We start from the raw sequence: 13,353 nt of genomic DNA, 5'->3' as shown, positions 1-13,353 counted from the left end.
TCGGTCCGGGATCTCCTCCGGGAACGGTAACCCGTCCACAGTGGCCGGGCGCCACCCGATCGCGGGACGGGGCGGCGGCCGGGACGGGGGAGGCGCAGAATCGGGCGTTATGACCGGCTGGAGCCCGGAGAGCGGCGGCCCGTTGCGCGGGCTGCGTGTCGCCGTGTGCGGGTCGGGGGCGGCGGTGCGCCATGCCGGGCGGCTGCTCGCGTCGCTGGGCGCGGTGGCCGAGACCGGGGAAGACGGGTGGCGGGAGGCGGACGGCGTCATCGACGCCTCGGGTGCTGTGCCCTCCACAGTGGACATTCCCGTGGTGCGCACGGTCGACACGACGGCGCTGGAGGACTGGGCCTCCTCGGGGGCGATGATGCTGACCGGGCGGCGGGACGGGCCGCCGCTGCGCTGCCCGGGGCAGCCCGCGAGCCTGGGCTGGGGCGCCTTGCTGGCGACGGAGCTGCTGGCGCGGGTCGGCGGGCGGGCGGTGATGCTGCCGGGCCCCCGCGTGCTGGCGGAACGGGCGGCGCTGGCGGGCCTGCACCGGAACGCGCCGTGCTCGGCGGACGGGCGCTTCGTCGTCCCGGCCGCACCCGCCCAGGGCGAGCCGGACTGGCCGATCGTCCTCAATGGACTCGTGCGGAGAGCGCTTTCCGTCGAACGGCCGGGGCTCGTGCCTCGCCGGCACTGGCACTTCCCGGCGACCGTCGTCGTGGACCTGACGTCGTGCTGGGCGGGGGCGCTGTGCGGGCACCTGCTGACGCTCGTCGGGGCGCGGGTGATCAAGGTGGAGGACCCGGCGCGCCCGGACCCGGCCAGGAACGGGCCGCCGGAGTTCTTCGACCTGCTGCACGCGGGGCAGGAGTCGGTCAGTCCCGGGGAGCGGGGGCTGGACCGCCTGCTGCGGAAGGCCGACATCGTCCTGGAGGACGGGGAGGGGGGTGTCTGGGCCGCCCCGGACGTGGCCCTGCCGGACTGGGCGGAGGACAACGCGGGCCGTCGCGGGGCGGGTGGCGCCTGCTGGGTGCGGATCGACGGCGGCTCGGGCGACGAGGCGGCGGCCGCGGTGGGGCTGGTGGCCTTCGACGCAGAAGCCGGGGTGCCCGCGCCCTGCGGGGACGCCATCGCGGAGCCGCTGGCCGGGGTGCACGCAGCGCTCGCCGCGGTGGCGTGCCGCCTGGGTGGTGGGCGCTGGGTGGCGGAGCTGCCCTTGCGGGCTCAGGCGGCCGCGGCGCTGATGGGTTCGCTGGAGCCGGGTGTGGCGCCGTCGCCGGCTCCGCCTGTGGCGCGGCGGCCGGCGGGGCGGGCACCGGAGCCGGGTGCGGATACGGCGCGGGTGGCGCGGGAGCTGGGGTTGGGGTGATCAGTCCTCGGTGACCGGCTCGACGCGCCGCGGCATCAGCACCAGCGCGCCGATCCCGAGCACGCCCAGCACGACGAGCCCGAGGAACACGTGGTGCGTCGCGGCCTGCAGGGCTTCGCGGACGTACGCCGCGACGTCCGCCCGTTCCGGCTGGCCGCCGAGCACGAGGCTCGTCGCGTCGGCGCTGCGCGGCAGTTCGGCCGACACCCCGGCGGGCGGGCTGGCGAACCGCGCGGCAAGCGTCGCGTTGGCGATCGCGCCGAAGACCGCCGCGCCGACCGCACTGCCCAGCGAGCGGCTGAACATGTTCGCGCCCGTCACGACCCCGCGCTGCGACCACCCGACGGTCGACTGCGCCGCCACCAGCGTGGGGCTCGCACACAGGCCCAGCCCCACGCCGAGCACGAACGACGCCCCCGCCGCCACCCAGATCGACGTGCCCTCGCGCAGCAGCAGCGCCGTCAGCGCGGCGCCCGCGATCACGAACACGATCCCGATCAACGCCGTGTCGCGGAACCCGATCCGCAGGTAGATCCGCCCGGACACGGTGGCGGCCAGCGGCCAGCCGACGGTGAGCGCGGCGAGCGCGAACCCGGCGACGACCGGCCCGGTGCCGAGCACGCCCTGCGCGTACGTCGGCAGGTAGGAGCTCAGCCCGATCAGCAGCGCCCCCACCACGAACGCGATCAGGTTGCCGCCGGTGAGCACGCGCCGGCTGAACACCCACAGCGGCAGCACCGGCTCGGCGGCCCGCCGTTCCGCGAAACCGAACACCGCCAGCAGCACCACGGCGAACACGAAGATCACCAGCGACGGGACCGACAGCCACGGCCACGCCACGCCACCTTCGAGCAGGCCCAGGATGAGCAGCGAGAACCCGCCGGTGAGCAACGCGGCCCCGGCGTAGTCGACGCGGTGGGCCCGGCGCCGCACCGACTCCGGGAAGTGCCGCACCAGCATCCACACCGCGACCGCGCCGAGCGGCAGGTTGATGAAGAAGATCAGCCGCCACGACAGGTACTCGGCGAACAACCCGCCCAGCGCCGGGCCGAGCACGGACGCGATGCCCCACACGCTCGCGACGTAGCCCTGCACGCGTGCCCGCTCTTCCAGCGTGTACAGGTCACCGACGACGGTCATGCTGATCGGCTGCACGGCACCGGCCCCGATGCCCTGCACCGCGCGCGCGGCGATCAGCACCGGCATGCTCCACGCCGCCCCGCACAGCACCGAGCCCAGCAGGAACACGCCGATCCCGAAGAACAGCACCGGTTTGCGGCCGAGCGAGTCGGCGAACTTGCCGTACAGCGGCACGGTCACCGCCTGCGTCAGCAGGTAGACCGAGAACAGCCAGGGGAACTGGGAGAAGCCGCCGAGGTCGCGGACCACCGAGGGGACGGCGGTGGCGATGATCGTCGAGTCGAGCGCCACGAGCCCGGTACTGAGCATGATCGCCACGAGGACCGGGCCCCGCTCCGAACGCAGTCCGACACCGCTCACCGCCATTTCGACCCCTCTCAGCCGAGACGGGACAACTCCGTGCCGCCGCGAGGCATTCCCGGGGAGGACGAAACGGACATCCCCGGGAACGCCCTCGGCGGTCACTCCTCGTGGGCCGTGGCGACCGACTCGTCACGCCACGGCGCGATGTCGTCGGCCATCCGCGCGACCTTGACCTCCCAGCGGTCGAAGGCGTCGCGGCCCAGCAGCAGGTGCTGGGGCAGCTTGTCCCCGCTGGTCACGCGGTGGATGAGGGCGGCGCCGCGGACCGGGTCGCCGAGCTGGGTGTGGTTGGCCTCGTCGATCCAGTCCAGCGTCGCGTGGGCCGGCGTGCCGTCGTACTCCGGGATCCGGTGCGCGGCCACGGACAGCGACGACCGGTCGAGGAAGTCGGTGCGGAACACCCCGGGCTCCACGACCATGCTCTGAATCCCGAACGGCTCCAGCTCCGCCGACAGCGCCTCGCTGATCCCGGCGACGGCGAACTTCGACGCGCTGTACATGCTCACCCCCGGTTCGCCCTCGAACCCGGAGCGCGAACCGATGTGCACCAGCTTGCCGCCGCCCTGCGCCCGCATGACGGGCAGCACCGCGCGGGTGACGTTGATCAGGCCGAAGACGTTGAGGTCGAACAGCGAGCGGGCCTCGGCGTCGGTGATCTCCTCCAGCGCGCCGAGCAGGCCGCGGCCGGCGTTGTTGACCAGCACGTCGATGCGGCCGAAGCGGTCGGTGACCTGCCGCACAGCGGCGGGGATGTCGTCGGCGCGCGTCACGTCGAGCGCGACGGCGAACACGCGGCCCTTCAGGTCCTCGGGCAGGCGGTCCGGGTTGCGGACGGCCACCGCGACGTCCTCGCCCCCGGCGACCGCCGCGCGGGCGATCTCCGCGCCGAGACCACGGGAGGCACCGGTGACGAACCAGACGGACATGGTTGGCTTTCCTTTCCTCAGGTTTTTTCGTTGGCACCAACCACTTCACCAGTCGCAAGGGGCTCGCGGGGCCGCGAAAAGCGCCTCCGTTGTCGGGGGACAAGGAGGGCCACCTTCGGCCGTTTCGGCCTGGTTAGCATGAGGCATGACCGAGCGCGTTTTCGTCGACAAGCAGCACCCGCGGGCGTACCAGGCGCTGCTGGACGTGGCGAAGGCCGCGCGGGCGGCGGCACGGGAGGCCGGGCTCGACCGCGGGCTGGTGGAGCTGGTGAACCTGCGGGTCTCCCAGCTCAACCGGTGCGCCTACTGCCTCGCCCTGCACACCGAGGCGCTGCACAAGCTGGGTGAGACCCGGCTCGCCGTGCTCCCCGCGTGGGACGAGACCGACCTGTTTTCGCCGGTGGAGAGCGCTGCGCTGCGCCTTGCCGAGTCGCTGACCACCCTGCCGGACACCGCGGCTCAGGACGCGGCGTACGCGCAGGCCGCCGAGGTGCTCACGCCGGACCAGCTTTCGGCCGTGGAGTGGGTGGTCGTCACCATCAACGCGTTCAACCGCGTCTCGATCGGCAGCAGGCACCCCGTCACCGGTCTGTCAGCCTAGCCGTTCCTCCAGCCAGCGCAGCGTTTCCGGGCGCACCTGGTCGGCGATGTCGCCCTGCTCCGGGTGCTTGCGCAGGTACGCCGCGAACAGCGGGCACACGGGCACGAGCCGCCTGCCCTCGCCGCGGATGTCGGCGAGCGCCTCGGTGACGATCTTCGTGCCGAGGCCGTGGCCGGCGAACGCGTCGAAAACCTCGGTGTGGTAGACGACCCGCTGCCCGTCTCTGTCCACATAGGACGCGAAACCGGCGAGCTCGCCGTCGACCGTGATCTCGTACCGGTGCTCGTCCTCGTTGCGGCGGACGGTCGTGCTCATCGGATCTCCTCGTGCCGGAGGTTGCGGCGGGGCAGGATGCGGGTGCGGGGCAGCTCGGGCGCGGGCAGGCGGTCGCCGGGGTAGCCCTCGACCCGGCCGAACCGGTCCGAGCCGGCCTGCCACGCCTCGCGGAACTCGGCGATCTCCTCGTGGCTGCGGCCGACGAAGTTCCACCACATCACGATCTCCTCGCCGAACGGCGGGCCGCCGAGCACGAGGACCCGGGCGGGTTCGTCGGCCGCCAGGTCGAGGCGGCCGGCGCCGGGCGGGAGGTAGGCGAGTTCACCGCTGTGCAGCGTCGCACCCGCGACCGTGACGCTGCCGGTGTCCTGCAGCACGCCGTGTTCGAAGGCCGGGTCCACCTCCAGCGACAGCCGGGCGCCGGGTTCGAGCGTGAGTTCCGCGCCGAGCAGGGGAGTGCTGGTCGCGACCGGGGAGGTGCTGCCGGCGAGGCTGCCGAGGAACACCCGCGCGGTGGCGCCCGGCAGCCCGGTCAGCGGGGGCGCGTAGTGCTGGAAGTCCCGCGGGTCGTCCCGGTGCCCGGCGGGGAGCGCAATCCAGAGCTGGACCCCGTGCAGCGTCGTGGTGTCCGGAGTGGACACTTCCGAGTGCGCGATGCCGTGGCCCGCGGTCATGAGGTTGAGCTCGCCGGGCCGGACGAACGCGTGCGTGCCGAGGCTGTCGCGGTGTTCGACCTCGCCGCTGAACAGCCAGCTCGCGGTCTGCAGCCCGGTGTGCGGGTGCGGCGCGACGTCCATGCCGCCCGACGCGGCGACGTCCTCCGGGCCGTAGTGGTCGGCGAAGCACCAGGCGCCGATCAGCGAGCGTTCGCGCTGGGGCAGCGTGCGGCGCACGCGCATCGCCCGCGGCCCGCCCAGCGGCACGTCACGCGGGGTGAGCACGGTGGCCGTGCCGCCCCCGTCCCCGCACACCAGCGCGGCGGGTGCGGTCTCGGTGTTGCTCATGCGGTCCTTCCGGTCACCTGCTGGGTCTTCTCGTGAGACCCTGCGGTCATGAAGCGTACCTCGTTCGCGCGCTGGCCCTGCTCGATCGCGCGCACCATGGACCTCCTCGGTGACTGGTGGACCCCGCTGGTGCTGCGGGAGTGCTTCTACGGCATCAGCCGGTTCGACGAGTTCCAGCGGGAGCTGGGCATCGCGCGGACCACGCTGACGGACCGGCTGCGGCGGCTCGTCGAGGAGGGGCTGCTGGAGAAGCGCGCCTACCAGCGGGAACCGGTGCGGTACGACTACGTGCTGACCGAAAAGGGGCGCGACTTCTTCGGGGTGCTGGCCGCGATGTCGCGCTGGGGTGACCGGTGGCTCGCGGAGGAGGCGGGCCCGCCGGTGACCTTCCACCACGACGCGTGCGGGCACGACACCCACGCCGAGGTGGTGTGCGCGCAGTGCCGCGAGCCGCTGGAGGCCGAGGACGTCCGGATGCGGTTCGGACCCGGCTACCCGCCGAAGCTCGCCGCGCGGCCGGACGTCCAACGGCGGTTCAACCGGCCCTTGACAAGCTGAGTCCATCTAAGCAACTCTCCTCGTATGGAGTGGACCGGCGCGCGGTACGCGGATTGCCCGACGGTCGAGGCGAGCACGTGGATCGGCGCGCCGCCGGAGCGGGTGTGGCGGTTCGTCAGCGACATCGGCCTGATGCCCTCGCTCAGCAGCGAGCTGCGGGAGACCGAGTGGCTCGACGGCGCGACCGGGCCGGCCGTGGGCGCGCGGTTTGTCGGGCGGAGCGAGCACGAGGCGTTCGGCCGCTGGGAGACGACGTCGCACGTCGTCGAGTGTGAGCCGGGACGGGTGTTCGCGTGGGCGGTGTCCGATGTGGACGAACCGGCCGCGGTGTGGCGCTTCACGCTCGCACCGGCGGACGGCGGCACGCGGCTGACGCAGTGGATGCAGCTCGGGCCCGGCCGGTCCGGGTTGTCGGTCGCGATCGACCGGATGCCGGACAAGGAGCAGAAGATCGTGTTCGTCCGGCTGCGTGAGTTCGAAGGCGCGATCCAGCACACGCTCGCCGCGCTGAAGGACCTCGCCGAGGACGGTGCGTGATGCGCACGGCGACGACCATCGAGGCGTCCGGTGGGCCGTGGCGCGAGACGGTCGAATTCGTGGCAGAGGCCGAAAAACTGGGTCTCGACGTGTGCTGGGTCGCGGAGGCGTGGGGTTCGGACGCGCCGTCACCGCTGGGTTTCCTGGCCGCGCGGACGGAACGGATCCTGCTTGGTTCGGGGGTCATCCAGCTCGGCACGCGCTCGCCGGTCGCGATCGCGCAGACGGCGATCACGTTGTCGCAGCTGTCGGAGGGTCGGTTCCTGCTGGGGCTGGGCGCGTCCGGGCCGCAGGTGATCGAGGGGCTGCACGGCGTGCCGTTCGCGCGGCCGCTCGCGCGCATGCGGGAGACGGTGGAGATCGTCCGGCAGGCGTTCGGCGGCGGCAAGATTTCGTTTGAGGGTAAGGAGTTTCGACTCCCGCTGCCGGGTGGCGACGCGGTGCCGATGCGGTTGTCGGCGCGTCCGGAGCACGAAATCCCGATCTATGTGGCGGCGCTGTCCCCGGCGATGCTGCGGTTGACGGGCGAGGTCGCGGACGGCTGGCTGGGCACGAGTTTCGTGCCGGAAGGCGCGGGGCAGGCGTATTTTTCGCACCTGGACGAGGGATTGGCGCGGGCCGGGCGGTCGCGTGCGTCGCTGGATGTGTGCCAGGGCGCGGAAGTGGCGTTCGTCGAGGACGAGGACGCGTTGCGGGTGTACGTGGCGGGGCGGAAGAAGGAGCTGGCGTTCAGCCTCGGCGGCATGGGCTCGGCGGGCACGAACTTCTACTCGGACGCGTACGGCAGGCAGGGCTGGGCGGAGGTGGCGGCGGAGGTCCGGCGGCGCTGGCAGGCGGGGGATCGTGAGGGGGCCGCCGAGCTGGTGACGGAGGAAATGGTCCTCGCCACGACGCTCATCGGCACGGAGGAGATGGTGCGTCGCCGGTTGGCCGTGTGGCGCGATGCAGGCGTGAACACCGTGCGGTTGTACCCGGCGGGGGAGACGCTGGGGGAGAAGCTCGAGACGCTGGGGCGGGCGGTGGAGTTGGTGCGGGAGGTCGGGGGTTGAGGTTCTAGGGCCGGGCTTCGCGGTGGGCCTGGCGCTGGCTCTGAAGATCCGCGAGCACGGTCGAGGTCGAGAAGATCAACGACCCGCCTTCAATGCCAGGAACGCGATCCTCACCAACGGTGGCCTCCGAAACCGATCGACGCGTCGGGCAGCAGGACGGGCTCGTCCAGGTCCGCCAGCCATTCGCTGGGGTCGTCGTTCGCGGCCAGGTCCTCGGCATTCCCGTGCGACAGGAACCAAACCGCGACGCCGAGCAGGCTGACCAGGACGAGCTTGCGCCGCACAACGCGGTCCGCCGCACCGGTCCACAGCACCGCCTCACTCACGCGCGAACCGGCCCCACACCTTCCCCGCCGCGCCGGAAACCGCTTCCCCGACCTCGTTCAGCACCTTCGCGAGCGGGTCCGCCGACGTGGCGAGTGCTTCCTTGTACGAGCGGGCCGCCGACTTCAGGTCCTCGCTCCAGTCGGTGGCCGGCTGGTCGTCCTCGCGGCGGGGGTACTCGCCCGCCAGGATCGCCCGGTACTCCTCGCCCGCGGCCCACCGCTGCAGCTGCGCCGCCCGCACCACGGCGAGCGGGTGGTTCATCCCCTCCACGTACCGCAGCTTGTGCAGGCTGTCCCGCACGTCCTCCACCGACTCGTACTCCGCCGCCTGCTCCAGGAACGACCGGACGTCCACGCGCCCCGGATCGACCCCGCCCGCCAGCAGCACGTGCACCCGCAACGCCGCCGCCGGGTCCTGGCCGCACAGCAGGCCCGCGCGATCGCACGAAAGCTCCGCCTTCCGGAACCACTCGCGCAGCGCCGCGACGATCACCCGCAACCCCAGCGCCCCCGCGGGCAGCCACGCCATCGACACCTGCACCTGCAGCAACCGCAACATCATCGTCCGGTACACGGCGTGCCCGGACAGCACGTGCCCCATCTCGTGCCCCAGCACGAACCGCAGCCCGTCCAGGTCGAGCAGGTCGACCGCCGCGCTCGACAGCACGATGAACGGCTCGTCCATCCCGATCGCCATCGCGGTGACGTCCGGGTCCCGCGCCACGAACACGTTCGGCACGCGCTCCAGGTCCAGCACCTCCGCGCACTCGTGCCGCAGCCGGTCCAGCTCCGGGTACTGCCGCGGCCCGACGCGGATCGCCGACGCGAGCGCCATCAGCCGCTCGCCGCGTTCGCTGAACGCGCCGGCCACCGTCTTGAGCACCTGCGCGAACCCCGGCACCGCCCGCAGGGTCGCGAGCGCGCCGCGGTCGACGGGGTGTTCGTAGGCCCGCGGGCTGATGCCGGGGAAGCGCACGAGGGCGCGCGTGATCTCCACGGGAAGGAGATCGGCCCGGCGGGCGAAGTGTTTCAGGCCCAGGCGGTGACCGTGCGCCGGACGGGCCGCTGGTTGCCGTCCGTCGCGAACAGCTCCGGCGAGCGGCTCCTGATCCGCTCCACGTCCTGGAAAACCAGGCGCAGGTGGGCCCGCATCGCGGCCACGCTCGCCTCGTAGTCGGTCGCCGCGAGGGCGTCCACGATCGCCGTGTGCTGGTCGATCAGCGCCGACACCGGGCTGACCATGCGCATCCCCAGCCGCCGCGCGCGGTCGAGGTGCGCCTTGGCGGAAACGACCGTGCGCCACGCGTTCCCGTGCCCGCCCGCGGTCAGCAGCAGCTGGTGGAACTCCTCGTCGAGCTGGAAGAACCGCTCCACGTCGCCGTCGACCGCCCGCTGCTCGTCCAGCAACCGCCGCAACGTGACGAGCATGCCGTCGTCCAGCCGCTCCACCGCGTCCGCCAGCGACGCCACCTCGACGGCCTCCCTGACGAACTGGGCGTCCGCCACGCGCTGCAGGTCCACGCGCGACACGAACGTTCCCAGCTGCGGGAACACCTGCACCAGCTCCTCCTCGGCGAGCAGCAGCAACGCCTCCCGCACCGGGGTCCGGCTCACCGACAGCTCCGCGGCCAGCTCGTTCTCCGACAGGGGCGCACCGGGGGGCAGCTTCAGCGTGATGATCCGGTTCCTCAGCTCCCGGTGCACGACGACGCGTGCCGAAGGTTTCCCCGCTGCTCTCGCCATTGGCCCACCTTACCGGGGACGACAGGTCTTGACAGGACATGTATGGCAGTACTTGTATACCGCGTCCCAGCCGCACCACAACAGAAGGACAGCGCGGGACTTGGTCGCGGTGGAGGCCGCCCTCACCGGCAGGGCGCAGTTGAAGGTCGTGGTGGACCTGCGGGGTCACCATGAACGGCGCCTTGCCTAGGCTCGGGCCATGAGTGTGCACCGACGTGACGCCGACGCGACGCGCGAAAAGATCCTCGCCGCGGCGGTCGTCGAGTTCACCGAGCACGGCTACGCCCGTGCGGGGGTGCGGCAGATCGCCGAGCGGGCGGGCGTGACGGCGATGATGATCAACCGCTACTTCGGTTCCAAACAGGGACTTTTCGCCGAGGCGGTGCACCGGTCGTTCGCCCCGCCGACGATCGTCGGGGACGAGCGCCGCGGCCTGCCGGACGCCTTCGGGCACGCGCTCGCCGAGCGCACGGCGCCCGGCGCGGAACGGCTCGACCCGTTCCTGCTGATGCTGCGTTCCGCGGCCGACCCCGAGGCCGCGGAGATCGTCCGCGAGGGGATCGAAACGCACGTGGGCGCCCGCTTCGCGGCACTGCTCGACGGTCCCGACGCCGAGGTGCGCGCCCAGCTCGGGCTCGCGCTGGCGGCGGGCACCTGGCTCCTGCGCGCGGTCATCGGCACCGGTGCCCTCGCCGGAGCGGGCAACGACCGGCTCGCGGACCTGCTGAGCGACATGCTCCAGCCGCTCGTGGAGCCCTAGAACGCCGACCGGACCAGGCCGCCGTCGACGCGGATGGTCGCCCCGCTGACGTACTGGGCGTAGCCGCTGCACAGGTACGCCACGGCCGCCGCGATCTCCTCCGGCCGGCCGAACCGCTGCTGGTCGTTCGGGAGGAAGGCCTCGACGGCGTTCGGCTCGACCTCCTCCCAGGTGGCGCCCCACCCGCGGTCCGGCGCGAGCCCCAGCACGTAGTCCCGCGTCGCCTCGACGAGGATCGCGCCCGGCGAGACCACGTTGGAGGTGACGCCGGTGCCCCGCAGTTCACGGGCGAGCGACACGGCGAGGTTGTGCCGGGCGGCCAGCGTGGCGTTGTACTGGGGATGGGCGTTCATCGGCTGGATCGCGAGGCCGCCGCCGATCGTGATCACCCGGCCCCAGCCGCGTTCGCGCATGCCGGGGACGAGGTGCCGGATCATCCGGACGCCCGAGACGACGTTGACGTTGTAGGTGTCGCTCCACTCGGCCGGCGTGGCGTCCGCCCACGACACGTGCCGGTAGAAACCCGCGTTGTTGACGAGGATGTCGATGGGGCCGTGTGCGGCCGCTGCCCGCGCGACGGCGGCGGCACCTTCGTCGCCGGCGAGGTCGCCCACGACCGTGTCGGCGGTCCCGCCGTTCGCGCGGATCGCCTCCGCGACGGCCCGCACGCGGTCTTCGTGCCGCCCGTGGACGACGACCGCGGCGCCCTCGGCGGCCAGCAGCTTCGCGGTGGCTGCCCCGAGCCCGGCGCTCGAACCGGTGACAAGGGCGCGTTTTCCCTGCAGATCGAGGTTCATGAGGCTAAGTCTACACCTGTAGACTTGTGGCTCAGGCGGAGACGAACGCGACCTTCCCCGCCTCCAGTGCCACCGCGACCGTCCCGTCCTGGCGGACCGTCAGTCCGTGCGGCTCCGACTCGGGCGTCGGCAGGGTCAGGTGCTCGAACGCGCCGTCGGCGTCGAGGTGGCCCACGCGGTTCGCGCCCCACTCCGTGAACCAGCACCCGCCGCGCCCATCGGCGGCGACGGCGTGCGGCCGCGCGGCGCGGTCGGGCAGCGGGAACTCCTCGATCCGCCCGTCCGCGCGACGCCGCGCGAGCTATCCCGCCGCGATCTCCGTGCACCACACCTCGCCGTCCGGCCCGCACGCGATGCCGACCGGCGCGGCCTGTGCCGTGGGCAGCGGAAAACACACTCCACCTGCCCGTCGACGGTGACCCGCGCGAGCGCGCCCGCCTGGTTCAGCGTCAGCCACAGGGCCCCGTCGGCGCCCGCCGCGATCGCCGAGGGGTAGCTGTCCTCGACGCCGAGCGGGAACTCCGTGACCGCACCGTCCACCGTCACCCGCGCCACTCGGCCGGTGTTCATCTCGGTGCACCACAACGCCCCGTCGGGACCGGCGGTGATCCCGTACGGTCCGCACCCCGGCGCCAGCGCGACCTTCCGCACCTCGCCGCCGGTCGTGACGCGCCCCAGCGCGTGCTCCCGCAGCAGCGTGCACCACAACGCACCGTCCGGACCGGCCGTGATCACCGAAGGCCCGTCGCCCACGTCGAACACGTCGACCTCCCCGCCGTCGACCCTCGCGATCCGACCACTGTGGACCAGCGTCACCCACAGCGCGCCGTCCGGTCCGGTCGTGACGCCGTAGGGGCCGGAACCGGGCAGGGAGATCTCTTCGCAACGCATGCCGCCACTGTGCCATCCCCTTGTGACCGCCCGTCCCGTGGCGCATCATCGAGCGATGAGCGGCGCGCAGCCCGCCGGCGCCGCCGACGTGTGGACGACGTCGGCGGTCGCCGACTCGCGGGCGTTCGAGTACTGGCGGGACCTGATCTGCGACACCTTCGTGCAGCTGTCCGCCGCGCCCACGCGGCCGGGCCGGTTCGCGGGCCGGCTCGTGCACGCCGACCTCGGCTCGTTCGAGATGACCACCGTGCACGCGGGCGGCCAGCGCGTCCGGCGCACGCGGCAGCTGATCGCTCGTGCGGGGGAGGAGTACCTGCTCGCGAGCATCCAGCTCGCCGGGCGGGGCCGGGTCGAGCAGGACGGGCGCGTCGCCGAGCTGAACCCCGGCGAAATGGCGCTCTACGACAGCACCCGCCCGTACACGCTGCACTTCGACGACGCCTTCGAGCAGGTCGTGGTCCAGGTGCCGCTCACCGGGATGCTCGCCGAGACCGGCCTGCGGGACGCCCGCGGGGTCACCGCCGTGAAGCTCGGCGGCACCAGCCCGGCCGGGGTCGTCGCCCAGTTCTTCGCGGGACTGGCCCGGCTCCAGCAGGCCGACCCGCTGGGCGCGGCGGCGCTCGCCGGGCAGGGCCGCGGGCTGATGGCGTCCGCGCTCGCGTTGTCCGCGGGCCGGGCCCCACGCGGGAACGTGCTGGACCGGCAGCGCGTGTCGTCGTTCCTGCGCACCGCTCACACCGATCCCGAACTGTCCGTGGACGACGTCGCGCGCGCCTTCGCCATCTCCCGCCGCACGCTGTACCGGCTGTTCGAGGACACCCCGGGCGGTGTGCTGGCGCTGCTGCGCCGCATCCGCGTGGAACACGCGAAGTCGTTGCTGCGCGCCGATCCCCGGCGCCCGCTGGAATCGGTCGCGCACGCGTGCGGGTTCGCGGGCGAGCGCCAGTTCTACCGCGTCTTCCGGCAGGAGACCGGCCGCACGCCCGGCGAATGGCGTGGCACGGCCGGTCGGTGACCTGGCACGG

15 protein-coding genes and 1 pseudogene are annotated in these 13,353 nt (G+C 72.9%); 7 read left to right on the top strand and 9 right to left on the bottom strand.

The features are described from left to right. The first annotated feature begins 109 nt into the window (after positions 1–109). Positions 110–1,357, top strand: a complete 1,248-nt coding sequence (locus BMZ92_RS23345) for a CoA transferase (RefSeq protein ID WP_245783207.1) — start codon at positions 110–112, stop codon at positions 1,355–1,357. On the opposite strand, the gene BMZ92_RS23340 is transcribed toward BMZ92_RS23345, so the two are convergent. Continuing rightward, positions 1,358–2,863, bottom strand: coding sequence for an MDR family MFS transporter (locus BMZ92_RS23340; RefSeq protein WP_091511373.1), 1,506 nt, complete (start codon positions 2,861–2,863; stop codon positions 1,358–1,360). Positions 2,864–2,958: 95 nt separating this feature from the next. Further along, positions 2,959–3,786, bottom strand: coding sequence for an SDR family NAD(P)-dependent oxidoreductase (locus BMZ92_RS23335; RefSeq protein ID WP_091511369.1), 828 nt, complete (start codon positions 3,784–3,786; stop codon positions 2,959–2,961). A 145-nt stretch (positions 3,787–3,931) separates the two neighbouring features. Here BMZ92_RS23335 and BMZ92_RS23330 point away from each other — a divergent pair, with 145 nt between their 5' ends. Then, a complete protein-coding gene (locus BMZ92_RS23330; RefSeq protein ID WP_091511367.1) occupies positions 3,932–4,387 on the top strand; it encodes a carboxymuconolactone decarboxylase family protein in 456 nt (151 codons plus the stop codon). Here BMZ92_RS23330 and BMZ92_RS23325 read toward each other — a convergent pair. Then, positions 4,379–4,702 carry a GNAT family N-acetyltransferase gene (locus tag BMZ92_RS23325; protein WP_091511365.1) on the bottom strand — a complete coding sequence of 108 codons (324 nt, stop codon included), beginning with the start codon at positions 4,700–4,702 and terminating at the stop codon, positions 4,379–4,381. The two genes, BMZ92_RS23330 and BMZ92_RS23325, sit on opposite strands and share 9 nt — an antisense overlap. Next, the gene (locus BMZ92_RS23320) at positions 4,699–5,667 is read right to left on the bottom strand and encodes a pirin family protein (protein ID WP_091511362.1); all 969 of its coding nucleotides are present in this window, start codon (positions 5,665–5,667) and stop codon (positions 4,699–4,701) included. Before BMZ92_RS23320 ends, BMZ92_RS23325 begins: the two co-directional genes overlap by 4 nt. Positions 5,668–5,715: 48 nt before the next feature. On the opposite strand from BMZ92_RS23320, the gene BMZ92_RS23315 reads away from it, so the two are divergent. Genes BMZ92_RS23315 through BMZ92_RS23305 form a run of 3 tightly spaced genes read left to right on the top strand, consistent with a single transcriptional unit; the run spans position 5,716 to position 7,811 of the window. Further along, complete coding sequence (locus tag BMZ92_RS23315) at positions 5,716–6,225, top strand: winged helix-turn-helix transcriptional regulator (protein WP_091511360.1); 510 nt, start codon at positions 5,716–5,718, stop codon at positions 6,223–6,225. Between the two features lie 24 nt (positions 6,226–6,249). Beyond that, on the top strand, positions 6,250–6,762 hold the full coding sequence (locus BMZ92_RS23310) for an SRPBCC family protein (RefSeq protein ID WP_091511357.1): 513 nt from the start codon (positions 6,250–6,252) through the stop codon (positions 6,760–6,762). After that, on the top strand, positions 6,762–7,811 hold the full coding sequence (locus tag BMZ92_RS23305) for an LLM class flavin-dependent oxidoreductase (RefSeq protein ID WP_177228835.1): 1,050 nt from the start codon (positions 6,762–6,764) through the stop codon (positions 7,809–7,811). The genes BMZ92_RS23310 and BMZ92_RS23305 overlap by 1 nt, the downstream gene beginning before the upstream one ends. Before the next feature lie 110 nt (positions 7,812–7,921). On the opposite strand, the gene BMZ92_RS23300 is transcribed toward BMZ92_RS23305, so the two are convergent. From BMZ92_RS23300 to BMZ92_RS23290, 3 genes are read right to left on the bottom strand one after another with little or no spacing between them, the layout of a single operon-like run. Next, the gene (locus BMZ92_RS23300) at positions 7,922–8,137 is read right to left on the bottom strand and encodes a hypothetical protein (protein ID WP_091511352.1); all 216 of its coding nucleotides are present in this window, start codon (positions 8,135–8,137) and stop codon (positions 7,922–7,924) included. Beyond that, positions 8,130–9,134: a M48 family metallopeptidase gene (locus BMZ92_RS23295; RefSeq protein WP_091511349.1), complete on the bottom strand. Its 1,005-nt coding sequence runs from the start codon at positions 9,132–9,134 to the stop codon at positions 8,130–8,132. The genes BMZ92_RS23300 and BMZ92_RS23295 overlap by 8 nt, the downstream gene beginning before the upstream one ends. Before the next feature lie 32 nt (positions 9,135–9,166). Then, positions 9,167–9,880 carry a GntR family transcriptional regulator gene (locus BMZ92_RS23290; RefSeq protein WP_091511347.1) on the bottom strand — a complete coding sequence of 238 codons (714 nt, stop codon included), beginning with the start codon at positions 9,878–9,880 and terminating at the stop codon, positions 9,167–9,169. Between the two features lie 199 nt (positions 9,881–10,079). Between BMZ92_RS23290 and BMZ92_RS23285 the strand changes: the two genes are divergently transcribed. Then, positions 10,080–10,640 carry a TetR/AcrR family transcriptional regulator gene (locus BMZ92_RS23285; RefSeq protein WP_091511344.1) on the top strand — a complete coding sequence of 187 codons (561 nt, stop codon included), beginning with the start codon at positions 10,080–10,082 and terminating at the stop codon, positions 10,638–10,640. Here the strand turns inward: BMZ92_RS23285 and BMZ92_RS23280 are convergent. Then, on the bottom strand, positions 10,637–11,437 hold the full coding sequence (locus BMZ92_RS23280) for an SDR family NAD(P)-dependent oxidoreductase (RefSeq protein WP_091511341.1): 801 nt from the start codon (positions 11,435–11,437) through the stop codon (positions 10,637–10,639). The genes BMZ92_RS23285 and BMZ92_RS23280 overlap by 4 nt on opposite strands. A gap of 31 nt (positions 11,438–11,468) precedes the next feature. After that, positions 11,469–12,328, bottom strand: a pseudogene (locus tag BMZ92_RS23275) (Vgb family protein). Between the two features lie 55 nt (positions 12,329–12,383). Here BMZ92_RS23275 and BMZ92_RS23270 point away from each other — a divergent pair. Beyond that, positions 12,384–13,343: an AraC-like ligand-binding domain-containing protein gene (locus BMZ92_RS23270; protein WP_177228834.1), complete on the top strand. Its 960-nt coding sequence runs from the start codon at positions 12,384–12,386 to the stop codon at positions 13,341–13,343. Positions 13,344–13,353: the final 10 nt, after the last annotated feature.

Source organism: Amycolatopsis sacchari, from assembly GCF_900114035.1.
GTDB lineage: Bacteria > Actinomycetota > Actinomycetes > Mycobacteriales > Pseudonocardiaceae > Amycolatopsis_E > Amycolatopsis_E sacchari.
Note: the sequence above shows the minus strand (reverse complement) of the source record. Positions and strands in the feature narration are given on the sequence as shown.